This is a genomic window from Azospirillum sp. TSH20 (genome assembly GCF_003115935.1).
Classification (GTDB): domain Bacteria; phylum Pseudomonadota; class Alphaproteobacteria; order Azospirillales; family Azospirillaceae; genus Azospirillum.
The window spans coordinates 77,525-102,654 of the sequence record NZ_LGQU01000079.1 but is presented as its reverse complement, the minus strand read 5'-3'; the positions used below and the strand labels follow the sequence as shown (position 1 = coordinate 102,654).

General features: G+C 67.0%; 22 protein-coding genes. 10 read left to right on the top strand and 12 right to left on the bottom strand.

What is annotated here, in order from left to right:
- A partial coding sequence (locus TSH20_RS21835; protein ID WP_211100360.1) for a tyrosine-type recombinase/integrase occupies positions 1–1,913 on the top strand: 1,913 nt, incomplete at its 5' end.
- Positions 1,837–2,304 carry a DUF6262 family protein gene (locus TSH20_RS21830; RefSeq protein WP_146205391.1) on the top strand — a complete coding sequence of 156 codons (468 nt, stop codon included), beginning with the start codon at positions 1,837–1,839 and terminating at the stop codon, positions 2,302–2,304. The genes TSH20_RS21835 and TSH20_RS21830, both read left to right, overlap by 77 nt.
- A gap of 263 nt (positions 2,305–2,567) precedes the next feature.
- Here TSH20_RS21830 and TSH20_RS21825 read toward each other — a convergent pair whose 3' ends face one another.
- Positions 2,568–3,158 carry a YigZ family protein gene (locus TSH20_RS21825; RefSeq protein WP_109156519.1) on the bottom strand — a complete coding sequence of 197 codons (591 nt, stop codon included), beginning with the start codon at positions 3,156–3,158 and terminating at the stop codon, positions 2,568–2,570.
- Positions 3,159–3,737: 579 nt separating this feature from the next.
- Here TSH20_RS21825 and TSH20_RS21820 point away from each other — a divergent pair.
- A complete protein-coding gene (locus TSH20_RS21820; RefSeq protein WP_146205392.1) occupies positions 3,738–3,986 on the top strand; it encodes a hypothetical protein in 249 nt (82 codons plus the stop codon).
- A 446-nt stretch (positions 3,987–4,432) separates the two neighbouring features.
- On the opposite strand, the gene TSH20_RS21815 is transcribed toward TSH20_RS21820, so the two are convergent.
- The 6 genes from TSH20_RS21815 to TSH20_RS21790 form a co-directional block, all read right to left on the bottom strand.
- Positions 4,433–6,871 (bottom strand): hypothetical protein, encoded by a 2,439-nt coding sequence (locus TSH20_RS21815; protein WP_109156520.1) that lies wholly within the window; start codon positions 6,869–6,871, stop codon positions 4,433–4,435.
- A gap of 72 nt (positions 6,872–6,943) precedes the next feature.
- Entirely contained in the window at positions 6,944–7,240 is a 297-nt protein-coding gene (locus TSH20_RS21810) for a hypothetical protein (protein WP_044553747.1), read from the bottom strand.
- A 132-nt stretch (positions 7,241–7,372) separates the two neighbouring features.
- Complete coding sequence (locus tag TSH20_RS21805; RefSeq protein WP_109156521.1) at positions 7,373–8,917, bottom strand: flippase; 1,545 nt, start codon at positions 8,915–8,917, stop codon at positions 7,373–7,375.
- Positions 8,918–9,101: 184 nt separating this feature from the next.
- Positions 9,102–10,358, bottom strand: coding sequence for an aminotransferase class I/II-fold pyridoxal phosphate-dependent enzyme (locus tag TSH20_RS21800; RefSeq protein WP_109156522.1), 1,257 nt, complete (start codon positions 10,356–10,358; stop codon positions 9,102–9,104).
- Positions 10,358–11,434, bottom strand: a complete 1,077-nt coding sequence (gene pseB, locus TSH20_RS21795; protein WP_199232016.1) for a UDP-N-acetylglucosamine 4,6-dehydratase (inverting) — start codon at positions 11,432–11,434, stop codon at positions 10,358–10,360. Before pseB ends, TSH20_RS21800 begins: the two co-directional genes overlap by 1 nt.
- A gap of 142 nt (positions 11,435–11,576) precedes the next feature.
- Entirely contained in the window at positions 11,577–12,875 is a 1,299-nt protein-coding gene (locus TSH20_RS21790) for a glycosyltransferase family 4 protein (RefSeq protein ID WP_109156523.1), read from the bottom strand.
- Between the two features lie 216 nt (positions 12,876–13,091).
- On the opposite strand from TSH20_RS21790, the gene TSH20_RS21785 reads away from it, so the two are divergent.
- On the top strand, positions 13,092–14,936 hold the full coding sequence (locus TSH20_RS21785) for an ABC transporter ATP-binding protein (RefSeq protein ID WP_158282044.1): 1,845 nt from the start codon (positions 13,092–13,094) through the stop codon (positions 14,934–14,936).
- On the top strand, positions 14,933–15,424 hold the full coding sequence (locus TSH20_RS21780) for a hypothetical protein (protein ID WP_247871400.1): 492 nt from the start codon (positions 14,933–14,935) through the stop codon (positions 15,422–15,424). Before TSH20_RS21785 ends, TSH20_RS21780 begins: the two co-directional genes overlap by 4 nt.
- A 197-nt stretch (positions 15,425–15,621) precedes the next feature.
- On the opposite strand, the gene TSH20_RS21775 is transcribed toward TSH20_RS21780, so the two are convergent.
- From TSH20_RS21775 to TSH20_RS35340, 3 genes are all read right to left on the bottom strand, one after another.
- Positions 15,622–16,566: a replication protein RepA gene (locus tag TSH20_RS21775; RefSeq protein ID WP_012978551.1), complete on the bottom strand. Its 945-nt coding sequence runs from the start codon at positions 16,564–16,566 to the stop codon at positions 15,622–15,624.
- A 627-nt stretch (positions 16,567–17,193) separates the two neighbouring features.
- The gene (locus tag TSH20_RS35345; protein ID WP_199232017.1) at positions 17,194–17,916 is read right to left on the bottom strand and encodes an RNA-guided endonuclease TnpB family protein; all 723 of its coding nucleotides are present in this window, start codon (positions 17,914–17,916) and stop codon (positions 17,194–17,196) included.
- A gap of 7 nt (positions 17,917–17,923) precedes the next feature.
- Positions 17,924–18,337, bottom strand: coding sequence for a helix-turn-helix domain-containing protein (locus TSH20_RS35340; RefSeq protein ID WP_199232018.1), 414 nt, complete (start codon positions 18,335–18,337; stop codon positions 17,924–17,926).
- Between the two features lie 238 nt (positions 18,338–18,575).
- Here TSH20_RS35340 and TSH20_RS21765 point away from each other — a divergent pair, with 238 nt between their 5' ends.
- On the top strand, positions 18,576–20,048 hold the full coding sequence (locus tag TSH20_RS21765; protein ID WP_109156525.1) for a mannose-1-phosphate guanylyltransferase/mannose-6-phosphate isomerase: 1,473 nt from the start codon (positions 18,576–18,578) through the stop codon (positions 20,046–20,048).
- 63 nt (positions 20,049–20,111) lie between these two features.
- On the opposite strand, the gene TSH20_RS21760 is transcribed toward TSH20_RS21765, so the two are convergent.
- Positions 20,112–20,399, bottom strand: a complete 288-nt coding sequence (locus tag TSH20_RS21760) for a BrnA antitoxin family protein (RefSeq protein ID WP_247874509.1) — start codon at positions 20,397–20,399, stop codon at positions 20,112–20,114.
- Positions 20,371–20,493 (bottom strand): BrnT family toxin, encoded by a 123-nt coding sequence (locus TSH20_RS21755; RefSeq protein ID WP_247874505.1) that lies wholly within the window; start codon positions 20,491–20,493, stop codon positions 20,371–20,373. The genes TSH20_RS21760 and TSH20_RS21755 overlap by 29 nt, the downstream gene beginning before the upstream one ends.
- Positions 20,494–20,617: 124 nt before the next feature.
- Between TSH20_RS21755 and tnpA the strand changes: the two genes are divergently transcribed.
- From tnpA to TSH20_RS21735, 4 genes are all read left to right on the top strand, one after another.
- Positions 20,618–21,016, top strand: a complete 399-nt coding sequence (gene tnpA, locus TSH20_RS21750) for an IS200/IS605 family transposase (protein WP_109156527.1) — start codon at positions 20,618–20,620, stop codon at positions 21,014–21,016.
- 3 nt (positions 21,017–21,019) lie between these two features.
- Entirely contained in the window at positions 21,020–22,162 is a 1,143-nt protein-coding gene (locus TSH20_RS21745; RefSeq protein ID WP_199232019.1) for an RNA-guided endonuclease TnpB family protein, read from the top strand.
- A gap of 345 nt (positions 22,163–22,507) precedes the next feature.
- On the top strand, positions 22,508–22,918 hold the full coding sequence (locus TSH20_RS21740) for a hypothetical protein (RefSeq protein ID WP_109156529.1): 411 nt from the start codon (positions 22,508–22,510) through the stop codon (positions 22,916–22,918).
- A gap of 3 nt (positions 22,919–22,921) precedes the next feature.
- Complete coding sequence (locus TSH20_RS21735) at positions 22,922–25,129, top strand: peptidase domain-containing ABC transporter (protein WP_199232020.1); 2,208 nt, start codon at positions 22,922–22,924, stop codon at positions 25,127–25,129.
- Position 25,130 lies beyond the last annotated feature (1 nt).

The following is a 25,130-nucleotide window of genomic DNA, read 5'->3' as shown; positions in this document are numbered from 1 at the left end:
TTCGGACCGAACTGAAGGCTTTCTTTGCTTGGCGACTAGCCCGGCCCCAGCATCGTTCCCGTGATCCACACTGCCGTACGGTTCGGCTGATAGCGTTCTGCCATCAGCTTTCTGCCAATCCCACATCCCTACCCCGGCTGATTGATTACGGACATCCTATAGAGTTTGGAGCGGGAAATGGAAGCTCCCCGCTTCGGAATATTATGGAACTATGGTTGAACGAGGTTGGGCTGAGCACGACAATCGACACTCCGGAAACCATTACGCGTGATGAAAGCGGTTCTCGCGTTATTACTCGACATAACTACCGCTGCCAAAACAGCATGCCCGCCAACGAGCTGGCCTTTATCTTGGTTCTGCTGCGGGAGCGGATGAAGCCTCTTGAGCGGCGTGATCTTATCCTTATGCGGGATCTCTACCCCGAAGAGGAAATTGCTGAGGCCCCGCGAAGAGAGTCCTATATTCATTTCTACGGATTCCGGCTGGATTGGCTACGCCATGCCGCTCGCCATTTCATTCTCAGCAAGATCAATCACCGGGAACTTCGCCCAACATCATTGCCGGGGTTCATTTCACGCCTTCAATTGCTTGAAACCTGCTTACGCGAAGAGCATGCCGATCCTCAAATCGAGCACGTTACCGAGTCCTTTATTAGGGAACGCTTCCTGAATTGGGGGAATACCCGCAAGTGCGTCGGCAAGAACTGGTACGCCGACGTTTGCAATCTCGTTCGCTACGCCTCCTGTTACTTGGCCGACCGCGGTTGGCCAAACCTCATGCTGGACAAGCGCGATCTCCGCCGTGTCGAAGGCATGTGGCCTGGAGGACGTGGCTATCAGTTGAAGGTGACGGAGCGCACCATACCCGATGATATTATCGAGCAGATGTTCCAGAAGCTCGACAGTCTCGACCCCGTCCTGAAGCGCCTTCTCATTCTTGGCCGCTACACCGGCATGCGGAGTGCAGATCTTCACGCCCTCGACTTCGACTGCCTGAAGGACGATCCTGACGATCCACGCTTTATGATTCTGACGTTCTACCAATCCAAGGTGCAACGCTGGAACACCAAGCCTCTTCTGAGGGAAGACGCCGCCCACGCGCTTGTAATCATGACCATTCGCGAGCAGCAGACCGAGGTGCGCCAGCAATGGGAGCATGAGACAAAGTATTTGTTTCCGACACGAACCGGCGACGGCGAAACGACCCTGACCGGCGGCTATACACGCGATGCCATCAAGAAATGGATGCTTACGGAAGGCATCCGCACCAAGGATGGAGTTTTTTGGGAATTCGGTTGGCATGGCTTGCGGCATTTTCATGGCACCGAACTGGCGCTGCAAGGCCATGACATTGCGCTGATCCAGATGGAACTGGGCCATGGCTCCGCCGACATGACGATGGTTTACATCAACCGCCGCCTGCACCTGAAAAAGAAGGCCTTGTTGGAGAAGGGCGGCGGCCGATTCATCGACATCAAGGGCCAAGTGGACAACAAGATGGCGGCCCTTGCCGTGCGCCGGGATGCCACGCTGGCCGTGGATGTGCCTGGCGGCCTGTGCTCCCTACCTGGCCAACTGGGCGAATGGTGCGAGCACAACCGCGCCTGCATGACTTGCATCCATTTCCGCGCAGACGTCGATCAACTGGCTTTCTTCGACCAGGAGTACGCGGCCATTACCGACACCATCGCCCGTTTGAAGCAGGAGGTTGCCGAATACCGCCAGCAGGGACGGACTCGCATGGCGGAGATTGGCGAAAAGCGGCTGGCGCACAACCAAGCTCTATTCATAAACCTCACCACCATCATCGCGACCATCAAGGCAGAAGGCAGCTACCGTGGCGACACCCGCAAATACCAGCGGCCTACGGGCAGCAACGGAGGAGAAGCGCATCCGCAAGCGCCGGGCCGTTGAGGCCGCCATCCAGGACATGCGGCACGCCGGCGAGGCGATCACCTTCAAGACTATCGCCGAGAAAGCCGGCGTCAGCCGCGAATACCTCTACCAGAACTTCAAGGCAGACATCGAGCAGCTGCGGACAGCGACGCATAACCGGCGCATCGAGATGGAGGGCGAACCGGTGCCAATGCGCACCGCCCGCCGCTCGGCCACCATCGAGGCGGCGTTGCGCAACAAGATCACGCGCTTGGAAGAGGAGGCCACGGAACTCCGCAAGCAGAAGACTGCGCTGGAGCGCCGCTACGAAAGGGCCCTGGGCGAGGCCGAGGAATGGCGCCAACGGCATCAGCGCGCCTTGGCAGAACTGCTGGAATTGCGCGGACGGCTGATCCGGAACGACGGCTGATGAGCGCCGAGCCTGGGGCCGCCGTAGCGCACCCCAGGACAGTTTCAAGTTCGGCGGCGGCCATCGGCTCCCCAGCCTGTACCGCAATACGAGGCTAAACCAACTCCTGAAACCCGCTCAAGTACGGCGTTCAAATACCCTCTTTATTGCTAACCATCCCGCTAAGTGGACATGTCAACAGCGTGTTAGATCCTGAATTTCAGCCACTTCAGCGCACTTCCTACAGGTAAATGGAAAAACAGCCAAGCTCCAGCTTCGGCCGCTCACTCCCCGGCGGATTCGACCACCGCCTGCCCGCGGGAGATGTCGGCGACCAGCCGGATGAACGCGTCGGCCCGGTCACGGGGTAGTGTGACGTGAAGCCGGACTCCGTCGGGGGTGAAGCCCGTCGTCTCCACCCGCGTGCCGGGAAAGCCGCCGAGGCTGGAGCGGATGCGCGCCTCGTCGGCGAAGGCGCAGGCGACCGACAGGGTGGCGTAATCGACGATGGGCTCGCGCTCCGCCGCCTTCAGGCAGCTGGCCGCCGTGCCGCCATAGGCGCGCACCAGCCCGCCCGCCCCCAGCAGGATGCCGCCGAACCAGCGGCTGACCACCACCGCCACCCGATCGAGATCCTGCCCTTCGATGGCCTGCAGGATCGGCCGCCCGGCCGTCCCGCCTGGTTCGCCGTCGTCGCTGAAGCGATAGACGTCGCCCACCCGCAAGGCCCAGCAATTGTGTCCTGCGTCGAGCATGCTGCACTCGGCGATGAAGCGGCGCGCCTCCTCCTCGCTGCTGGCCGGAGCGGCCTGGGCGAAAAAGCGGCTCTTCTTGATCTCCTGCTCGAACCGCTCGGGCTTGGTAAGGGTGAACATCTTATGCCTACCGGGGGTCACGACACGAATGGTGGTTATTGTTCGGGATCTGAGAACGGGCTGAGGACATGGACGATATGGTGACCCTGCAACGGCCGTCTTCCTCCCAAAAATCCTGAATTTCTCCACACTTGGACTGCGGGCGAAAACGCGAGGGATTTTGATACGGCAAAAGTCCGTCACGAAAAGAAAGGGCTTCGCGATGACTTTTGCAACAGGTGTCTCGCCCATCGGCTAAGCACCTGTCTCCATCAACGGCTAGCACCTGCTGCTGCAGCCGACCGCTCAAGCAACAAAGGCCGACCATTCCTGCCGCTTCTGCGTCAAAGCCATCAATGCATGTGAGGTTTTGGGTGCTCCGGGTGATCGAACAGCCATGCCCAGTGGATGATGCTGATGTATACAGGTAGCATCCTACTGTTATGAACACAGTGAATGAGAAAGATTATCAAACGCACACGTTATGCCTTACTGATCATATCGAGAGAGCTCTCAAGATCTCTCTAAGTATCCTTTTGAATATTTGCGGAAGTCTGCACGCAATTTATGATAGCTATATTGATTTCTTTGGAGATAATTATGCTGAACACCATTTTCTCTTACACCGATCAGCACCGTGAAGTCGAATGGTTGGATCGCCACACGCCGCCGAAACCCGGCATGATCTTGCTTGAGCAACGCTGCACAGGTGCCGGCGAGCGCGTGATGTTCGTATGGGGATGGCCAACGCCACAGTCTTTCGTACCCGCTGAGATCGTGTGCTGGTCCGAACCGAACGTGCTGGCAGACCAAGAGAAGCTTGGCCCAGGCGCAATTGTGAGCGGATAGGAGATACCCATTCGACCCAAGAATTTTGGTCTCGTCATCAACCAAATTGGCTCATGAGAAGGGCATAATTGGTGGCGAACGGGCTGCGCATTCTTGTTACTATGCTCTATGAGCATAGTGATTCGGAAGATTAAGGAGCCTACTCTCCCGATTTTGAATTAAACCAACGCCATATTTACTTTTCCATTATGTTGGAGACCTACCATTCTGCAACAGAGATGTTGCCAGCATCCAGGCCCTGGCCTTCGCTGTTCCCGAATGAGAGCTACGGCTGGGTGATCGGACGTGACGAGGCGGCGGCTTTGACGATGCTTCGTGTCGGCCTAATGCACTTTGGTTGGAAACCAGCCCTGGGGGTCAGCCCCAAAACTCCAGCCAGAGCCGAATAGGCTTGGCTGGGGTCGTTCATACTTCGGACAATCTGCGCATTTCCGTAGAGTGCCCCACTATAGCACGAAGTCGAAGGCGGAAAATCCGTAGTTGGCGATGTTGACCTGGATGCGGAAATCGGCCGTGCGATCGCCGTTCACGTCGCCCTCGATCAGCGTCACGGCGCCGGAGGCCTGATAGCGCAGCTGGCCGGCCGCGCTGAAGCCGGCGGTGCCGATGAAGGTGAAGGCGTCGTTGTCGGTGGTGCCGGTGATGGCGTCGATCTCCGACACGTCGATGCGGTCGCCCTCGGCGCCGACGGTGGCATAGCTCGCCAGCCCCTGCAGCGCCTCCGCCGCCACGACGGCGCCGTTGAAGTTGATGATGACGTCGGGGGCGGCCAGGGTGGATTCGGTCAGGTTGCGGATGGAGAAAACGTCCGCCCCGGCGCCGCCGTCCATCAGGTCTGCGCCATAGCCGCCGATCAGCGTGTCGGTGCCGTTGCCGCCCAGGAGCACGTCCTCGTAGGTCGTCGTCGTGTCGCTGGCATTGACCGAGATCTCGTGGCTGCGGTCGGAATAGACGTCGCCGAACATCACGTCGTCGCCGTTGCCGCCGCGCAGCACGTCGCTGCCCAGCCCGCCATAGAGCGTGTCGTTGCCGCCGCCACCGTCCAGCCAGTCGTTGCCGGCCCCGGCATCGAGCCAGTCGTTGCCCTCCTCGCCCAGCAGGGTATCGTTGCCGACGACGTCGATGACGTCGCCGCGCATCAGATCGTCCCCCGCCCCGCCGAACATCAGGTCGTTGCCCGCCCCGCCCTCCAGCTCGTCGGCGCCGTCGCCGCCCAGCAGAAGGTCGTTGCCGGCATTGCCGAACAGCGTGTCGTTGCCGGTCAGCCCGGCGATGGTGTCGTTGCCGGCGCCGCCGCCGATGGCGTCGCCCATGATCCCGCCGACCAGATAATCGTTGCCGGTGGAGGCCGAGGACGAGACGGTCAGCCCGATCAGCGAGGGCTGGGAGAAGCTGAGCAGCGACCCCATCGGATAGACCCCGTCGGTGGCCTGCAGCAGCTCGATGCCGGTCAGCGTGTCGATGCCGTCGGGCCCGCTGACCAGCAGGGTGCCGTTGGCATCGATGGACAACGAATAGGAGGCGAGCGCCCCGGTCAGCACGAAGGTATCGATGCCGCCCAACCCGTCCACCGCGTCGGTGATCGGGTTGCCCAGCGCGTCGAAAGCGGCGCTGCCGCTCAGCGTGTCGTTGCCGGTCGTGCCGGTCACCGGCAGCGGCGCGCCCAATGGCGCACCCTGTCTGGACAGCAGATCCGCCGCCCAAGGGGGAGCCGCGGCCTGCAGGGCTGATGCCGCAGCCGTCTCCAGGACGGACGCCGCTCCGGACAGGCGGGGCGTCGCCCGCAGCGGCCGGCCCTCGTTCCGCCCGAAGACGAGGTAATGGAGTTCGGCCGCCGTGGCGTCGCCGCCGGTCGCCGCCGCCACATCGGCGTTGGCCGCCAGATAGGCAGCCGCGTCGAAGGTGACGCCGCGCCCCTCGCTCCGCCCGAAGCTCAGGTAATGGAGGGTCGCGGCCCGCCTGTCGGTGCCGAAGGCGGCGATCAGGTCAGGATAGGAGGCGAGGTAGCCCAGCGCATCGAAGCCGGTCCTCCGCCCTTCGCGGGCGCCATAGACCAGATAATGCTGCCTCGCGGCCTCGGCATCGACGCCGACCGCCGCCAGCACGTCCGGGTTGGCGGCCAGATAGCTCACCCCGTCGAAGCCGCCGAGGCTGCGCCCCTCGTTCCGGCCGTTCCAGGCGTAATGGGCCGCCGCCGCGATCGTGTTGTCGCCGAAGGCGACGGCGAGGTCGCGGTTGGCCGCGAGGTAGCTGCGCGCGTCGAAGGCGAAGGCCGCCGGCGCGGCGGTGCGGCCGTCGATGGTCAGAAGTTCGACGTCGGTCAGAGTATCGATGCTGCGGCTCGACACCACGGCATAGCGCCGGCCGCTGCCGTCGAGCGCCACCACCACCGGCGTCTCCGCCCGGTAGCTGCCGCCCTGCAGGGCATAGCGGCGCGGATCTGCGGTGTAGATGGCGCGGTCGGTGCCGCCGCCGCCATCGAAGCTGCGCCCGCCGGGAACGCCCAGATAGACGCTGTCGTTGCCGTCCGCCCCGACGAAGCCGTCGATCTGCTGAAAGATCCGGGCGCCGAGCCGGTCGAGCGTCCCGCCGGTCAGCGGAACAGTCAGCCCCTCGATCCGGTAGCGCAGGGCGCCGGCCGGATCGCGGTCGGTCAGGCCGGTGAAGCGGACGCTCGCCGCCGCCCCGCTGCCGGTGGCGGCATAGTCGAGCGTGGCGGCATGCGCCCGCCCGGCGGCGGTGCGGGTGACGGTCTGGCTGCCGGTCCCGGCGGCGATGGAGGCGGCATCCGGCAGGGTGGTGAAGGCGTCGGCGACGAACCCGTTCGCCAGCCGGGACTCGTCCATATCGAGGGCGAAGCCCTGCCCCGCCACCAGCCGCGCCATGCACGCCCCCCTAGCCGTCCCCCTTGGCGCCGCAAGGCGGCACCGACCGGCCGATCAGGCCGGATGAACCGGTCAGATGACCTGGAGATAGGCCGGGTCGAGCGCGCCGTGGCGGAACGGGATCCAGTCCTTGTGGTCGGCGCGGTACTGCAGGCCGTAGGGGTTCTTGAAGAAGATCTTCTGCAGCGGCTGGCCGCCTTCGGCGCGGGTGCGCTCCAGGTCGATCAGCGGCGAGGAGGCGAACACCTTCTCCCACAGCTCGGTGTTGTCCACCTCGCGGCCGGCGTTCTTCACATAGTCGCGCGCGGTGTCGCTGAGCTGCCAAGCCTCTTCGACCATCGCGTAATAGTCCACAGTACCCTCGGCCATGGCCTTCGAACTCCAACCAGCGTTGCACAGAGTTTCCGCTCACATAGCGCATTTCCGGCGGCAAAGGAACCACCTGCGCGCCGCAGCGGTCGAGCGCGGCCGGACGGTCCGGCCACACCCGATGAAACGATGTCACGGACGGTCCGCCGCCGCTCCGTCGATGGCCCGCCCGTCGATCATGGGCGCCGGCAGCGCGGCGGCCGGCCGCGTCTTGCGCAGCGGGGCGGCCAGCTTCTCCCACGACCGGGTGCGCCGCAGTCGGCCGGCCACCCCCAGCCCGACCGCCAGCAGCCCGGTCAGGCTGATCGCCGCCCCCACCGGCCCGCCGACCAGCAGCCCGGCCAGCCCGGCCGCACCGGCCAGCAGAGCGCGCAAGCCGATGGTCAGCGCCACCGCCCCGGTTCCCGGCGCCAGCCGCGGCAGCAGCACCAGCAGAAGCCCGCAATCGACCGCGGTGCGCAGGCTCCAGGCCATGGCGGCGCCGGCCGCGCCGTAGCGCTCAGCCAGCAGCCACAGCACGCCCAGATAGACCGGCAGTTCGGCCATCTGCAGCCTTGCGGTCACGTCGACCCGCCCGACGCTCTGGATCAGGGTGTTGGGCACATAGGCGGTGGCGTTGAAGAAGACGCCCAGCATCAGGATCGACAGCACCGACGCGCTGTTGGTGGCGAAGGCCGGCCCCAGCCACAGCTCCAGCGCCGTCTCGCCGCCGACGATGGTGGCGGCCTGCATGACCAGGAACACCGCCAGCGTCAGATGGCCGCCGGCGTCCAGGATGCGGCCCAGCGCCGGCGGGTCCCGCCGGAACAGGCTGGAGGCCAGCGGGAACAGCGCCAGCGACAGCGCGCCCGGGATCACCATCAGCCGCGACAGAAGCTCGAACGGCGTCGTGTAGAAGGCGACCATCGCCGCCGGAACGAGGCTGAGCAGGATGAAGCGGTCGGCATAGAGCATCGCCGGGCCGACCAGATTGTTCAGCATCATCCAGGCGCTCATGGTGAACAGCCCGCGCAAGCTCGGCCGCCCCCAGCGGCCGGGATGCAGCAGGTCCGGCAGCTGCCGCACCGCCAGCACGCCGTAGCCGACCAGCCCGATGAAGCGTCCCACCGCGATGGCGGCGATCACCGGCACCAGGCTCTGACTGAAGGGCAGCACGCAGAGCGGGCTCAGGTAATTCAGCACCCCCACCGTCATCCGCACCAGGCTGATCGGGCGGAAGCGCTGGTGCGCTTCCAGCACGCCGCGCAGGCCGGCGGAGACCAGCGCGATCGGCACGATGGCCGCCGCCACCAGCAGGCTGAGCCGGATTTCGTCCGGCGAGGTGCCGGTCTCCAGTTGGAAGCGGTCGGCCAGCAGCCCGGCGCCCAGCGCCACCACCCCGCCGGTCAGCAGGCCGATGGCCCCCATCAGGGCGATGGCCGGCCCGGCGATGCCCGCAGTGTTCGCAGAGCCGTTGGCCTGCTCCGCCTCATGCCCAATCCGGTCGGCGACGACCTGGACCAGCGACCGTCCCAGCCCGAGATCCAGCACGCCCAGATAGCCGAGCAGCGCCCAGATCAGGGTCAGCGCGCCGAAGCGCTCCATCCCGACGGCGGAGATGAGCCACGGAATCGACAGCAGGGCCGCCGCCATGGGCAGCCCCTCGCCGAGCAGATTCCAAAGCGTGTTGCGAAGCAAAATCGAAGGTCCGTACGCGAAACACTGTGGAGTGGCGTTCGGGATGACCCGACCCCGGCCATGCGGCTCTTCAGCCGTTGGACCTAAGCCTATGCCGTCCTGACGACGCCATTGTTATCCGTCCATCCTGTCCAAAACGCTAACGGAATCGCTTGGATGAAACGGTCTGGACCCTGATCTTCCGTCAGGACAGGGCCTGCTCCAGCGCCGCGGCGATCCGGTCGACGTCGACGTCGGCCATGGCCGGGAACAGCGGCAGCGACAGCGTGTGGGCATAATGGGCCATGGCGCCGGGCAGGGCGAGATCGCCGTAGCGGCGGCGCCAGTAGGGTTGGCGATGGACCGGGATATAGTGCACCTGGGTGCCGACGCCCAGGGCGCGCAGGGCCGCCATCACGGCAGACCGGGTCCGCCCGGCGGCGCGGAAGTCGATGCGGGCGGCGCACAGGTGCCAGGCCGGCCGGCACCAGGGGACCAGGGCCGGCGGCCGCACCAGCGGGGCCAGCGGCGCCAGCCGCTCGGCATAGAGCGCCATCAGCCGCGCCCGCCGTTCGACGAAGCGGTCGAGCCGGCCGAGCTGGCTCAGCACCAATGCCGCGTGGATGTCGGAGAGGCGATGGTTGAAGCCCGGCTCCGCCATCTCATAATACCAGGGGTTGGGCTTCCCCTCCGCGTCCAGCGCTGCCTCGGGATCGGCGAAGCCCTCCCCCGCCTGCGGCTCGCGCATCATGCCGTGGTTGCACAGGCGGCGGACCCGCGCCATCAGCGCCGGGTCGCTGCCGGTGACCGCCCCGCCCTCCCCCGCCGCGATGGTCTTGACCGGGTGGAAGGAGAAGACGGTCAGCGACCCCGCCTCCACCCCTGCCCGCCCGGCGCCGACCGGCGTCTCGCTGCCTCCCGACAAATCCACCGTGCCGATGGCGTGGCAGGCATCCTCGACCAGCGCCAGCCCTTCGGCCTGCGCGAGTGCCGCCAGCCCGGCCAGTCCGGTCATTTGGGCCGTCTGCCCGGCGTAATGGACGGGGGCGAGGGCGCGGACGCGCCAGCCGGCCTTGGCCGCGCGGGCGATGGCGGCCTCGGCCTCGGCGACGCCCATCAGGCCGCTGTCGGGATCGACGTCGGCGAAGGCGACCTCCGCCCCGGCATGGCGGGCGGCCGATGCGGTGGCGAGGAAGGTGTTGGACGGCACCACCACCGCGTCGCCCGGCCCGATGCCCAGTGCGGCATAGGCCAGCCGCAGCGCCGCCGTGCCATTGGCGCAGGCGACCGCCTCGGCCGCCCCGACCCGAGCGGCCAACGCGCGTTCGAAGCCGGCGACCGCCGGCCCCTGGGTCAGCCAGTCGCCGCGCAGCACCGCCGCCACCGCGGCGATGTCCTCCTCCTCCACCGACTGGCGGCCGTAGGGGAGGAAGGGCAACTCCGCCGGCAGGGGGTCCGCCATCAGGGGGCTTCCGCCAGCAGGCGGCGCAGCCGCTCGCCGTCCAGCCAGTCGTCGTTGCCGTCGCTGGCATAGCGGAAGCCGTCGGCCACCGGGCGGGCGCTCAGCCGCTCGTACGGCGCATGCTGCCAGAAGGTGAAGGCCGGCTCGATGACGTAGCGGTCTTCCAACTCGTAGGTCTGGCGGGAATCATCCTCGGTGATCATCACCTCGTGCAGCTTCTCGCCCGGCCGGATGCCGACGATCCGCTGCGGCAGATCCGGCGCCATGGCGCGGGCGAGGTCGGCGATGCGCATGCTGGGGATCTTCGGCACGAAGATCTCGCCGCCCTGCATCATGGCGAAGCAGGACAGCACGAAATCGACGCCATGCTGCAGGGTGATCCAGAAGCGGGTCATCCGCTCGTCGGTGACCGGTAGATGGTCGGCCCCCTCGGCGATCATCTTGCGGAACAGCGGCACGACGCTGCCGCGCGACCCCACCACATTGCCGTAGCGCACCACCGCGAAGCGGGTGTCGAGCGTGCCCGACAGGTTGTTGGCGGCGATGAAGATCTTGTCCGACGCCAGCTTGCTGGCGCCATAGAGGTTGATGGGATTGGCCGCCTTGTCGGTCGACAGCGCGACGACGCGCCGCACCCCCGCCGACAGCGCTGCCCGCACCACATTCTCCGCCCCGTAGACGTTGGTGTTGATGCATTCCATCGGGTTGTATTCGGCAGCCGGCACATGCTTCAGCGCCGCGGCGTGGACGCAGAAATCGACGCCGCGCATCGCCAGCTTCAGCCGCTCGCAATCGCGCACGTCGCCGATGAAGTAGCGCAGCGTCGGCGCCCACTCCGCCGGCATGCGCTGCTGCATCTCGTACTGCTTGAACTCGTCGCGGGAGAAGATGATGACCCGGCGCGGTTTGGCGCGGCGCATCACCGTCTCGACGAAGCGGCGGCCGAAGGATCCGGTGCCCCCCGTCACCAGGACCGAGCGGCCGTCCAGCATGCGCAACCCCGCCTCCAGACCTCCGTCCGCCCCGTCCGGGGTCCATGCCTCGGGTCCGCTGGCCTTGCTGGAATGAGTCGTCACCGCCGGTTCCATCCGTTGAAGGTCCGCATATCGCTCGAAACCGCCGGCTGGCCTCCCGCGCTCCGGATGGTCCGGGCGGGCGCCAAGTCGGGATCGAAATGAACCCCGACCGTAGCCGGTGCTTTCTGACGATCGGGTTAATTCACTCTGTCTCCCGGCGCAAGGCCCCCGGCACAGCTCCTCCGGCGGACGGACCGGGCAGCCTGCCCGCCTGCACGTCCTCCAGCAGGCGGATCTGCGCCGGCAGGCAGACTGTGGCAAGGTCGAAGCGCTCCACCGCCGTCATCCTTGCGGCGGCCGACAGGGCGGCGCGCAGCTCCGGATCGTCCAGTGCCGTCTCCACCCGGTCGGCGAGCGCCAGCGGATCGAAGAAGCCGGTCAGCAGGCCGTTCACGCCGTCCTCGATCACCTCGGCGACCGGCGGCGTGTCGGAGCCGACGATGACGGCGCCGCAGGCCATCGCCTCCAGCATCGACCAGGACAGGACAAAGGGGAAGGTCAGGTAGATGTGGGCGCGCGAGATGCGCAGGACCGACAGGTAGTCCTCATAGGGCAGCTTGCCCAGCACATGCAGCCTTGCCGCCTCGTGCCGCGGGTTGCCGGCGGCGTCCAGCATCGTCTCCCGCCACATCGTCTCGCGCCAGGTGCCGCCGCCCTCGGGCGGAGCGCCATAGCTGACCTCGTCGCCGCCCACCACCAGGATGTGCAGGTTGGGCCGGCGCCGCAGCAGCTCCGCCGCCGCCCGCATGAAGGTGGGAAAGCCGCGGTAGGGCTCCAGGTTGCGGGCGACATAGGTCACCACCTCGTCCTCGCGCGACAGGGTCCGGCCGTCGGGCAGGGTGACGGTGGCAGCCGGATCCGGCCGGCAGACCGCGGTGTCGACCCCGTCATGGATCACCGAGATGCGCGGGCGGAAGGCGTCGGGATGCTGGCGCCGCTGCCAGTCCGTCGGGCTGACGCCCCAGTCCATCGCCTCCAGCCCGGCCAGCAGCGCGGCGTTCTTGGTGCGGATGCGGCAGCGCGTCTCCAGCGTCACCGGCTTTTCCGGATCGAAGCCGACGTCCGACCCGTCGGCCCGATAGAAGAACTCGCAATAGAGCAGCAGCCGGGCGTCCGGGAACAGGTCCTTCAGGAACAGCGCCTCGCCCCAGCCGGGATGGGCGCAGATCACGTCGGGGGTGAAGCCCGCCTTCTGCAGGGCCAGCCCGGCCCGCACCGCGCCCTGCCCATGCAGGACCTGCCCCTCGAACATACGGATATAGGGGTGGGTGCCCTCCCCCGGCTCGCGCGTCGGCCGGTAGAGCGCCATCTGCACGCCCTTCGGCAGCTCGCGCCGGACCTTGCCGATGAAGGCGACCTGATGGGCCGGGTCGGCCGCGAAATGGCGGACCAGATGCTTGTACTGGCCAGGGGTGTTCTGGTGGACGAACAGGATCCGCATGGAAAAACAATGTCCGGACGACGGAGAAACGGAGCGACAGCCTGCAACCATCCGCCGGCGCTGTCGATGCATATGACCATGATCGGCCCCGAGACCCGGAACCCGGCCTTCTCAAGTCCCACGAAGGATCCGTTCCGCGTCCGCCGTCTTGCGCCTATAAGGTCTCGCGTCCGCCGGCACCGCCCGGCCCATCGCGCGACGGAGCGCCGACGCCCCTTGTCCTGTCCCGAAACCTTTTCTCCCCTGCCGTCCTCCCCCTGGCGCTTCCTGTGGATGTTCGTGCGCGAGCGTTTCCTCGGCCGCGCCATCCTGCTCAACCTCGCCGCCGCCGGCGGGATCGGGCTGATGGGGATGGAGCCGGTGGCGATGCGCGGGCTGGTTGACGCACTCGCCGGGATATCGGGGGCTGGACTGTCAGGGAACCAACCCTCTGGCTCCCCCGCCTGGACGGCGGAGGTGATGCGTTGGTTCCTGCTGCTGGGCGGGCTGTGGATCGCGTCCGCCCTGTTCAACCGCCTGCGCGAGCTGGTGGACCTCCACACCTCGCCGGCGCTGCGCCATGCCATCCAGGTCCGGCTGTTCGACCATCTGATCGACCATTCGCCGCGCTACTTCCAGGACAATTTCGCCGGCAATCTGGGCCAGAAGGTCAAGCAGGCCGGGCAGAGCGCCATCCAGATCCTGGAAATCCTGACCAACGACATCATCCGCATCGTCGTCATCCTCGCCATCGGCCTGACCCTGCTGGCCTCGGCCCAGACCCTGTTCGCCGTGCTGCTGGTCGGCTGGACCGCCGCGCACCTGACCCTGTCGGCGCTGCTGGCCCGGCGCTGCCTGCGGCTGTCGCACGCCTTCTCCGAGGAGGTGTCGTCGACCACCGGCCGCATGGTCGACGTCATCGCCAACGCCGAGCTGGTGCGCGCCTTCGCCCGCCGCCGCCAGGAGCTGTCCGGCCTGTCCGACGCGCTGACCGGCGAGATCGACCGCTCCAAGGAGCTGCGCTGGTTCCTGACCAAGATGTGGTTCTGGCTGTTCAACGCCCTGCTGGTCTTCCAGATCACCCTGATCGGCATCGCCGTGTCGGAGGCGACGGCTGGCCGGATGAGCGTCGGCGACTTCGCCATGGTCTTCTCGCTGGCCAGCATCGTCGGCACCAATGTCTGGGGCCTGTCGACGCGCATGCTGGGCTTCTTCGAACAGCTGGGCATCCTGTCCGGCGCCCTGGAGCTGATCGTCCGCCCGCACGAGATCCCGGATCCGCCCGGCCGCCCCGATCTGGCCGTCACCGCGGGCGCCATCCGCTTCGAGGATGTCCGCTTCGCCCATCCGGGAGGCGGGGCGGTGTTCGACGGCCTGTCGCTGACCATCCGGCCGGGGGAGCGGGTGGCGCTGGTCGGTCCCTCGGGGGCGGGCAAGAGCACGCTGGTCCGGCTGCTGCGCCGCCAGTTCCCCGTGCAGGGCGGCCGCATCCTGATCGACAGCCAGGACATCGCCCAGGTCAGTCTCGCCTCGCTCAACCGCGCGGTGGCCGAGGTGCCGCAGCTGCCCAGCCTGTTCCACCGCTCCATCCGCGACAACATCGCCTATGGCAGCGAAGGAGCCAGCGACGACGCCATCCGCGCGGCTGCGGCCCGCGCCCATTGCGACCGCTTCATCGAGGGGCGCGCCAGCGGCTACGACACCGTGGTGGGGGAGCGCGGCATCCAGCTGTCGGGCGGCGAGCGCCAGCGGGTGGCCATCGCCCGTGCCTTCCTGAAGGACGCGCCGGTCCTGGTGCTGGACGAGGCGACCTCGTCGCTCGACTCCGAGACGGAGCATCTGATCCAGGACGCCCTGCTCGGCCTGTTCGAGGGGCGCACGGTGATCGCCATCGCCCACCGGCTGTCGACCGTCACCGGCATGGACCGCATCCTCTATATGGAAGCGGGCCGTATCCTGGAGGACGGCGACCATGCCACCCTGCTGCGCCGCGACGGCCCCTATGCCCGGCTGTGGCGCCGGCAGGTCGGCGGCTTCTTGCCGGACGATGCCGGCGCCACCAGCCTGGAAGAGGTGCGATGATGCGGATCCGCCCGGCGCTGCTGCTCGCCGCCAGCCTGATCACCCTTGCCACGAAGGCCGCCGCCATGTCGCCACTGCCTTTCTTCCAGCGGGTCGAGCGTGTCGGCCTGCTCTGCGCGGTGGATGCCGAGGGCGGCCCGGCGGCCGATCTCGGGGATGACGCGCTGTGCGGTCGCGCCGCGGCGGTGCTGTCGGGACTGCTGGCCTCCGGCCCGGCGGTCACGGCGCTCGTCCCCAACGACGCCCGCATCGCCGATCCCGGCACCCTGCTGCTGCTGGTCCACGCCACATTGCGGCCGGACGACGGAAAGCGGCTTTTGTCGGTCGCCGCGACCCTTCAGCGCAGCGGATCCGTCGGCGGCGCACCCTTCTTCATGATGCCGCCCCAGGCCGTGGCGCTGTCCGGCACGCTGGAGGAAAGTCTTTTGGAGCAGGCGCTCCGCCGCCTGCTGACCCCGCTGGCCGGAGCGTTGCGCGCCAACCCCTGAGGGGGCGGAGTTTGGAGTCTTGTCGCAGGGGGGAGTGCGGGTTCGGTGAGGTGCTCTTGCCCCCCTCCCTAACCCTCCCCCGCTAAAGCGGGAGAGGGAACTGCTGCCGCTTCGGGGATCAGTTCACGTTAACAAGCATCCTGCCCCCTCTCCCGCGAAGCGGGAGAGGGATGGGGAGGGGGCAAAGGCACAAGCCCCTACCGGCAAAGCTGGGCGAACTTGCGCTCCGGGATCGGCGGCGGCGATGGGTGCAGCATCAGCCCCTGTTCCTCCACATCGACCCGCGCGTCGGGATAAACCGCAAGCGCAAGCTGCAGAGCCTCGATGAACCGCTTCCTGAAATCGCGCAGGCGGCTGTATCCGGCGCCGAACTGCTCGAACACCGCCGGCCAGGTGATGGGCGTGGAGCGGTTCAGGCTGTGCAGCCGGTAGGCCAGCCAGATATAGATGTCGATGCTGGTGCTGTTGTTCTGGATGTGGCGCAGCGCCGGCTCCCAGATCGGCACCGGGTGGGCCTTCAGCTCGCGGAAGAAGGCCTCGGACAGAAGGACGCGGTCTTCCCACAGCGACCCCTGGCCCGGCTCCGCCCCGGCATTGGCCGAGAAATGGATGCCGCCCTTGACGATCGACCCCTTTTCGAAGCCGATGCTGTGGGCATCCTCCCAAGCGAAGGTCAGGTTGCAGGCGGCGATGCGCGAGGCCTGCTCGCGGATGTCGCGATAGGTCTGGCCGCCGACCGACAGGCCCATGCGGTCCAGCCATTCGTGCATGCTGCGGCCCAGTTCGACCTCGCGGCTGTCGGTCTGGATCGCCCGGGTCTGGAGATACAGCAGGATCATCCGCGCGCGGCTGCCGTACGGAACGCCGTAAAGCTTAAAGCCACCGTTGCGGATCGGCAGTCGTCCCGGCTCGATCAGCAAGCGAATCTTATGTCCGCGACGCTCCCACGGCTGGTCATCGGGAAGACGACGATGCGGAAGAGCCGTCAGCGCGAAGCCTGAATAGGTGATGCCAAGCTCCTGCCGCTCCTCTTCGAGGACGGCAGCGGCGACATCGACTAGCGAACGCTGATCCGGATCGGTCTGGAGCGCTTTCGCCTGGTCACGTCCTAGCTGGGTGATCAGGGTATGTATCTGTCCCATAGCGAGCTGACCTTGGCACGACTTTGCGAGGAACCCTATATCACGGCCGGTTAGTGCCAGCAATTTGGAGTCTTGTCGCTCAAACTATTTGTACGGTTATTTGATTCAGTTAATAGTTTGCGCGACAAGACTCCAGTAGAGAATCGCGAGTCGCGCGACAAAACTCCAGAACTCCCGCGACAAGACTCCAGCGGATAGTCCCGATTGCCTGTGGATTTTTCGCCGGACGCGACAAGACTCCAGGCGGGACATTTCGATTCGGCCCCGAATCGCTTCCGATTCGCTTGTTTCCGAGTCGCGGAGCCGAATCGACCGCCGCTCGGCCATGATTCATGCCCCGCGCCGATCCGATCCGGACCCGCGGTTTGGAGTTCTGTCGCGCCCCCTTCCGTCCAGCCTTTGCCGCATCGCCGTCCTTATTCGTCCCTGCCGGGGCCGCCGGCCCCGGATCCGTGGATGGATCAGGGGTTCGGCCGGCAGGGGGGCGCGACAAGACTCCAACCTCGACCCTGGCCTTGGTGCTGCCGGCAGGGGAATGTTTGGAGTCTTGTCTCGCTCCCTCTTGGAAGAGGCGCTCCGGTCGGGTGAACACTCCATCGCCTGGACAGGGACGGCTTCTCGGTCGAGCTAGGCGGCAACCCGCTGGCTTGACGACCGAAGGCCGGTTCCCGGCCCCATTGCCTGCGCCCGCTGCAGAATGACCGTTGCCGCGGCGACGGCGCGATCCATCACGCAGCCACACGGGCATGTGTGCGTGCGCTCGGCGAGCGTCTTGGCGACACCGGCTCCGCAGGCCGGGCAAGTCTGGCTCGTGCCTCGAGGGTCCACCGCCTCCACACGGGTATCGGCACTTGCAGCCTTGTACGCGAGGAAGCGGCGGAGTTGGCCCCAGGCGGCGTTGTGAACGGCCTTGGCCAGCATCGACCGGGCCAAGCGGTCAACGTCGAGGTCCTCCAAGGCGATGACGGCGTAGCGCCCCACCAGGGAGCGCGACAGCTTATGGAGAAAGTCGCGGCGCTGGGTGGCGGTGTGGGCGCTGTGGCGGGCAAGCCGCTGCTTGGCCTTGAGCCGGCGCTTGCTGCCCCGTTTGCAGCGGGCAAGGGCACGCTGAAGGCGACGCTGCTTTTTGGCCGCGTGCGTCGTCCAGGGCGGCGTTGCGACGGTTTCGCCGTCCGAGGTGGCAATCAGGCTGGACAGTCCGACGTCGATGCCGACCGACGCGCCGTCGCGGTGCTGAACGTCGCCGTCCGGCACCGTGACCTGGAAGCAGACGAACCATTTGCCAGCCGAGCGGGATAAGACGGCGGCCCCGAGCTTGGCGGAGGCCGGAAGGTCGCGGTGCCACTTCACCTTGATCTCACCAGGGACGCCGGTAATGCGCGAGGCGCTTGCTCTTGCGGATCGTCAGCCCGTCGCCGACGCGGAACGCTGCACTGTCGAAGCGGTGTTTTGCTTGGAAGCGCGGAAAGCCGGCCTTGGCTTTCGTCTTCAGCCGGCGGAAGAAGGCCGCAAACGCCTTGTCCAGTCGGCGGAGCACCTGTTGTGCGGCGGAGTAGCTGAAGTGGGCCAAGCGCTCGTCGACGGTCCGCACCGCCTTCAACTCGCTTGATTGGTCGAAGTAGCCCAACGTCTTGTGTTGTCGGCGGTAAGCTTCGATACGCTGCTGGAGGGCGGCGTTGTCGAGATCGCAGAAGGCGCCCAGCATCTCCGTCAGGACCACGCTTTGGGCGTTGCTCGGATAAAGCCGGTATGTGTAGCTCCGCTGGATCATCGGAAGACCCTACAGTCTGTTCATGATTTGTTTAAATCAAATGGCGCCTGCTCCTCCCTGACTTTCCTGATGCTCCCAAAGCGGTAATCCCCAGCCGGAATGTCAGGTGGGTCTCGGAGGGGTGCTTGTGGAGCGTGGAAAGCGCGGTCTATAACGAACCGCCGTGGCGCCGGCCATTGGTCCTGCCTTTGGTTTTCCGGCGCCCGGCCACAGGCTCAACACACTGAATGGCGGCAGGATGAACGGCAATTCCGCGCAGAAGATCGTCCCGGTGCTGCTGTCCGGCGGTACGGGGTCCCGTTTGTGGCCCTTGTCGCGCGAACTGTATCCCAAGCAGTTCCTGCCGCTCTGCTCCGACCGGACGATGCTCCAGGACACCGCCCTGCGGGTCAGCGCGCAACCTGGTTCCACACAGTCCGGCGCGGCCGCGGAGGTGGTGGCCTTCTCGGCCCCCCTGGTGATCTGCAACCAGGAACACCGCTTCCTCGCCGCCGAGCAGCTGCGCCAGTCGCGCTGCACGCCGCGCGGCATCATCCTGGAGCCGGCCGGCCGCAACACCGCCGCCGCCTGCGCGCTTGCCGCCCTGGCGGTGACGGCCGACGACCCGGACGCGCTGCTGCTGATCCTGCCGGCCGACCACGAGATCCGCGACGCCGACGCCTTCCGCCGCGCCATCGCCATCGCCGCCCGCGCCGCCCAGGCCGGCCGGCTGGTCACCTTCGGCATCACCCCGACCCGGCCGGAGACCGGCTACGGCTATATCCGCCGCGGCCATTCGATGGACGAGGCCGACGGCGCCTACAACGTCGCCGCCTTCGTCGAGAAGCCGTCGCTGGAGGTGGCCGAGCGCTATCTCGCCGAGGGCACCTATGCCTGGAACAGCGGCATGTTCCTGTTCCCGGCCGCCCGCCTGCTGGCCGAGCTGGAGCGCCACGCCCCGGCGGTGCTGACCGCCTGCCGCGAGGCGCTGGAGCAGGGCTCCAGGGATCTCGACTTCTTCCGCCTGGACGCCGCCGCCTTCGCCAAGGCGCCCAGCATCTCCATCGACTATGCGGTGATGGAGCGCACCGACCGTGCCGCCGTCGTCCCCTGCGAGATCGGCTGGACCGACGTCGGCGCTTGGTCGGCGCTGTGGGACGTCGGAGCCAAGGACGGCGAGGGCAACGTCGTCGTCGGCGACGTGCTGCTGGAGGGGGCCCGCGACTGCTATGTCCGCAGCGACAACCACCTGACCGCCGTGGTCGGGGTGGAGAACGCCGTGGTGGTGGTGGTGGACGACGCCGTGCTGGTCGCCGACCGGGCCCAAGCGCAGGACGTCAAGCGCATCGTCGACCGGCTGAAGGCGGAGGGGCGCAGCGAGTCCGTCAGCCACCGCCGGGTCCACCGCCCCTGGGGCTCCTACCAGTCGCTGCACACCGGCGACCGTTTCCAGGTCAAGAGCCTGACCATCGCCCCCGGCTCGCGCCTGTCCTTGCAGAAGCACCATCACCGCGCCGAGCATTGGGTGGTGGTCAACGGCACCGCGCTGGTCACCCGCGGCGAGGAGCAGGTGATGGTCTACGAGAACCAGTCGATCTACATCCCGATCGGCACGGTCCACCGGCTGGAGAACCCCGGCAAGGTGCCGCTGACCATCATCGAGGTGCAGTCCGGCTCCTATCTCGGCGAGGACGACATCGTCCGGCTCGAGGACGTCTACGGCCGCAACTGAGCGGCCGGCAACCCAGAGCGGCGCCACGGGTCGTCCAAGGCGCCGCTGACGGTCCAGTGGGGGTCAGGCGCGCTTCCTGGCGCGCTCATGCTCCATGTAAGCCCGGAGCACGGCGTTGATTTTACTCTGGTAGCGGTCGCTGTTGGTGCGGAACCACTCCAGCACATCCGAATCCAGGCGGATGCTGATCGCCTGCTTGGCCGGCGGCTCGACGATGCGGGCGGTCTCGAACCATGCTTCGTCGGCCAGCGGTGCCGCGTCGGGATCGCTGCGCACGGCGGCGTCGATGTCGGCATCGGTCTGGCGGTCGGCCCGCGACCAGTCAGCCGTCCGCTTGCGGGGCGACGCCAGAGAGCGTCGCGTGATACGCTCGTTGTTCGCGTCCATTGGCTTTCCTTGCTGAGATGATGCGGCGGGCGCCGTCGCGCCATGTGTAGACGACCACCAGCAGCCGGCCGTCGACCTCGCCATCATGATTTCGCGGCGGGGACTGCCGGCTTAAGCCGGCAGCGGAAGCCGCGCCTCCTTTGCTGTTACGTTAGGCTTCTGGCAGAAGCATAATATCTTGCATGACGACGCGCTCTGCTAAGAACGCCGGAGCGGTCTTTTCGCTGCAGTACCACATCGTGTGGTGCCCAAAATACCGGCGCCCCGTACTGACGCCTCCGATTGACGGCCGGCTCAAAGACGTTCTTGGCGAAGTGGCGTCCGAGTACGATATGACGTTCCACACGATAGACATCATGCCCGATCATGTTCACGTCTTCGTTGAGGCTGATCCAACACTTGGTGTTGCCGAAATCGTCAACCGCCTGAAGGGAAAGTCCAGCCGGGTTCTTCGTCAAGAGTTCCCGGCGCTGCGGTCCAGGCTTCCGACGCTCTGGTCCCGCAGCTATTTTGCCGCAACGGTCGGCAGCGTCTCGGAAGAGACGATCCGCCGCTACATCGAAGACCAGAAGGGCAAGTGACTGATGCCGGTCCTGAGCTACAAGTATCGCCTCTACCCGACCACGGCGCAGGGTGCCGGGTTGGAGGCGATGCTTGGCGCCTTCTGCGACCTGTACAACGCTGCCCTCCAGCAGCGGATCGAAGCGTACCGCCGGGCCGGGAAAGCCCTGCGGTACGTCGATCAGGCCGGCGAATTGAAGGCCGTCCGGGCGGCTGACGAGCGGCTGGCCGGCTACAGCTTTAGCGCTGAGCAACAGGTGCTCCGCCGGCTGGACAAGGCGTTCGTGGCGTTCTTCGGTCGCGTGAAGAAGGGCAAGACGGGGTTCCCGCGCTTCCGCGCCAAGAGCATGTTCGACAGCGCCGAGTTCCGGGTTGGCGACGGGCTGACGATCCGCAAGAGCAAGCGCCTTGGTCTCGTTGGCATCCCCGGCGAGGTGAAGGTGAAGTGGCACCGCGATCTTCCGGCCTTCGCCAAGGTCAGAGCTGCCGTGCTGTCGCGCGCCGCCGGAAAGTGGTTCGTGTGCTTTCAGATCACGATGCCCGACGAAGAGGGTCAGCCGCGCGACGGCGCGTCGGTTGGCCTCGATCTGGGCCTGTCGTCGCTCATCGCCACCTCTGACGGAGAAACGGTCGCTGCTCCGCAGTGGACGAAGCACGCAGCCAAAAAGCAGCGTCGTCTTCAGCGTGCGCTTGCCCGCGCCAAGCGGGGCGGCAAGCGCAGGCTCAAGGCGAAGTGCAGGCTGGCGCGTCACAGCGCGGCTACGGCCAACCGGCGCCGCGACTTCCTGCACAAGCTGTCCCGCTCGCTTGTGGACCGCTACGCCTTCATCGCCTTGGAGGACCTTGACGTTGACCGCTTGGCCCGGTCGATGCTGGCCAAGGCCGTTCACAACGCCGCCTGGGGCCAACTTCGATTGTTTCTCGAATACAAAGCTGCGAACGCTGGTGTTCGGGTGGAAGCCGTCAATCCGCGCGGAACAAGTCAAACCTGCCCGGAGTGCGGGACCGTCGTCGCCAAGACGCTGTCCGACCGCACGCACCGCTGCGACTGCGGATGCGTGATGGATCGGGACGTTGCGGCGGCGAGGGTCATCCTGCAGAGGGCGGGACATGGAACGGGGCCGGGACACGGCCTTCGGACGCCAAGCCAGCGGGGTGCCGCATAGCTGGTCCGAGAAGCCGTCGCCCTTCAGGCGACGGAGTTGTCACTTCAGATATTGCCAATACTCGTCGGACCCTTGTCGTACCGGATGGTGGGCAGAGATCAGGAAGAGATACAGACGTATATACAATTCGCGCAGCCCCCTGTCGATGCATCCTTCGCGAAGACCCTGTCCTGCGTTCCTGCCCTACCCCCGATGACGACAGGCGCTTCCGTGCAAGCACGAGCGTCGCCTGTGTCTTCCTGCGGTCTCGGATAATGGCGGCTTGGTCCGGATCGCCGCCTTCCGGTAGAAAGAGGATGCGAGGGTGCCGCAGCGGCGCCCCGCCTTTTCGCTGCCGGGACCATCATGACCATCGAGCCGCCGCCGGACGACCGCATCCCCGAACTCTATGCCGACGGGGTCTTCGACATCGGCTTCGGCAACGGCATGGTTCGCATCGATCTGTTCAGCCTGTCGGCTCTGCGCAAGGACGCCAACGGCCAGCCGCTGCCCGCCATCCGCCAGCGGGTGGTGATGAGCCTGCCCGGCTTCCTCGCCAGCCTCTCCGCGTTGGAGGGCATGCGCCAGCGGCTGGAGGCCGCCGGCGTGCTGCCGCCCAATTCCGGCAACGTGCCGGCCCCCGCGCTTGCTCCTTCCCCGGCCTTCCAGAGCCCGGTACAGGTCCCGATCCAGCCGGCCTCCCCCACCGGTCCGTCCACTGGCCCCACGACGCCGGTCCCCCCGCCCGGACGGCCCCGCTCGCCGAATTTCGGCTGACCGATGCCAGACGCCAGCACGACCGTCGCGCCGCCCCCTCCGTCCGGTCCGGACGCCGGCCCCGATGCGGACGAAAGCACCGCGCTGCGCTGTCTGACGCTGGTGGCGCGCCATCACGGCCTGTCGGCCTCGCCGGCCGCCCTGCGCGCCCGCGTCGCCCCTGGAAGAGGCGAGCCCTCGACCGCCGACCTGCTGCGCATCGCCGCCGCCACCGGCTTCAAGGCGACCGCCCGCCGGCTGGACTGGAAGGCCCTGCAGGCCCTGCCCCCCGTCTTCCCGTTGCTGGCGCGGCTGTCCAACGGCAACACCGTCATCCTGGTCGGGCTGTCCCGCCCGGCCAACCCCGCCGAGGAACCCATGGTCGGCGTCGTCGACCCGCTGGCCGACCGGCTGGACGTGATCGACGTGCCGCGCGACCGCTTCCTGGAGCGCTGGGACGGCGAACTGGTCCTCCTCAAGCCGCGCCACGGCCTCTCCGACCCGCGCCAGCCCTTCGGCCTGCGCTGGTTCGTGCCGGAGATCCTGCGCCAGAAATCCGCCTTCCGCGACGTGGTGGTGGCGGCCTTGGTGCTGCACGCGCTCGCCCTTGCCGTCCCGGTCTATTTCCAGATCGTGATCGACAAGGTGCTGGTGAACGAGACCGTCGCCACCTTGCAGGTGCTGACCATTGGCGTGCTGGCGGCCCTGCTGTTCGAGGCGGCCTTCCGCTTCCTGCGCCAGTTCATCCTGCTGTCCGCCGCCAACCGCATCGACATCCGCCTGCTGAACCGCACCTTCGGCCATCTGCTCGACCTGCCCATCACCTTCTTCGACGGGCATTCGGCCGGCGTCACCGTGCGCCACATGCAGCAGGTGGAGCGCATCCGCGAATTCCTGACCGGCAACCTGCTGTCCACCGTGCTCGACAGCCTGGTGCTGCTGGTCTTCCTGCCGGTGCTGTTCTTCTATTCGGTCAAGCTGACGCTGGTCGCTCTGCTGTTCGCGGCCCTGATCGCCGGGGTGGTCGTCGCCCTGGTGCCGGTCTACCGCAGCCGCCTGCGCGACCTCTACAACGCCGACGCCGAGCGGCAGGCCATGCTGGTGGAGACCATCCACGGCATGCGCACCGTCAAATCCTCGGCGCTCGAACCGCAGCAGCGGCGCGGCTGGGACCGCAAGGCGGCGCGCGCGGTGACCAGCCATTACCGGGTCGGCCGCATCTCCATCGCCGCCCGCACGGTGACCGAGTTCCTGGAGAAGGCGATGATGGTGGCGGTGGTCGCCGTCGGCGCCTTCGACGTCTTCGACCGCCAGCTGTCGGTCGGCGCCCTGATCGCCTTCCAGATGCTGTCGGGCCGGGTGGTGACGCCGCTGGTCCAGATCGTCTCGCTGATCCACCAGTATCAGGAAACCGCGCTGTCGGTGCGCATGCTGGGCGAGGTGATGAACCACCCGGCCGAGCCCAGGCGCGAGGGCAGCGGCGCCTGCCCCGCCCTGATCGGCCGCATCCAGATCGAGGGGCTCGGCTTCCGCTACGACCGTAACCGCCCGCCGGCCTTGGACGGCGTCACCCTGACCGTGCCTGCCGGCTCCGTCGTCGGGCTGGTCGGGCGCAGCGGCTCGGGCAAGAGCACGCTGATGCGGCTGCTCCAGGGCTTCTACCCGCTGCAGGACGGCAGCATCCGCTATGACGGGCTCGACATCCGCGAGCTGGATCTGGCCCATCTGCGCCGCTCCATCGGCGTCGTGCTGCAGGAGAACTTCCTGTTCCGCGGCACCATCCGCGACAACATCGCCATGACCATGCCCGAGGCCAGCCGCGAGGAGATCGTCGAGGCCGCCCGGCTGGCCGGTGCCGACGAGTTCATCCACCGCCTGCCCGACGGCTACGACACGCTGGTGGAGGAGGGGGCGACCAACCTGTCCGGCGGTCAGAAGCAGCGCATCGCCATCGCCCGCGCCCTGCTGCCCCAGCCGCGCCTGCTGATCCTGGACGAGGCGACCAGCGCGCTCGACCCCGACAGCGAGGCCATCGTCATGGCCAATCTGCGGCGCATCGCCCGCGGCCGCACCGTGCTGATCGTCACCCACCGCCTCTCCACCCTGACCGGCTGCGACACCATCGCCGTGCTGGAGCAGGGCCGCCTGCTCGACCTCGCCCCCCATCCCATCCTGCTCGACCGCTGCGCCGAATACCGGCATCTGTGGCAGCAGCAGAACCGGGGGCGCTGAG

Excerpts from the sequence above, each read along its gene's own strand:
- TSH20_RS21825 (WP_109156519.1), bottom strand. The coding sequence starts at position 3,158 with ATGTTCACCCTTACCAAGCCCGAGCGGTTCGAGCAGGAGATCAAGAAG.
- TSH20_RS21820 (WP_146205392.1), top strand. The coding sequence starts at position 3,738 with ATGCTGAACACCATTTTCTCTTACACCGATCAGCACCGTGAAGTCGAA.
- TSH20_RS21815 (WP_109156520.1), bottom strand. The coding sequence starts at position 6,871 with ATGGCGCGGCTGGTGGCGGGGCAGGGCTTCGCCCTCGATATGGACGAG.
- TSH20_RS21810 (WP_044553747.1), bottom strand. The coding sequence starts at position 7,240 with ATGGCCGAGGGTACTGTGGACTATTACGCGATGGTCGAAGAGGCTTGG.
- TSH20_RS21800 (WP_109156522.1), bottom strand. The coding sequence starts at position 10,358 with ATGGCGGACCCCCTGCCGGCGGAGTTGCCCTTCCTCCCCTACGGCCGC.
- TSH20_RS21790 (WP_109156523.1), bottom strand. The coding sequence starts at position 12,875 with ATGCGGATCCTGTTCGTCCACCAGAACACCCCTGGCCAGTACAAGCAT.
- TSH20_RS21780 (WP_247871400.1), top strand. The coding sequence starts at position 14,933 with ATGATGCGGATCCGCCCGGCGCTGCTGCTCGCCGCCAGCCTGATCACC.
- TSH20_RS21775 (WP_012978551.1), bottom strand. The coding sequence starts at position 16,566 with ATGGGACAGATACATACCCTGATCACCCAGCTAGGACGTGACCAGGCG.
- TSH20_RS35340 (WP_199232018.1), bottom strand. The coding sequence starts at position 18,337 with ATGATCCAGCGGAGCTACACATACCGGCTTTATCCGAGCAACGCCCAA.
- TSH20_RS21765 (WP_109156525.1), top strand. The coding sequence starts at position 18,576 with ATGAACGGCAATTCCGCGCAGAAGATCGTCCCGGTGCTGCTGTCCGGC.
- tnpA (WP_109156527.1), top strand. The coding sequence starts at position 20,618 with ATGACGACGCGCTCTGCTAAGAACGCCGGAGCGGTCTTTTCGCTGCAG.
- TSH20_RS21745 (WP_199232019.1), top strand. The coding sequence starts at position 21,020 with ATGCCGGTCCTGAGCTACAAGTATCGCCTCTACCCGACCACGGCGCAG.
- TSH20_RS21740 (WP_109156529.1), top strand. The coding sequence starts at position 22,508 with ATGACCATCGAGCCGCCGCCGGACGACCGCATCCCCGAACTCTATGCC.
- TSH20_RS21735 (WP_199232020.1), top strand. The coding sequence starts at position 22,922 with ATGCCAGACGCCAGCACGACCGTCGCGCCGCCCCCTCCGTCCGGTCCG.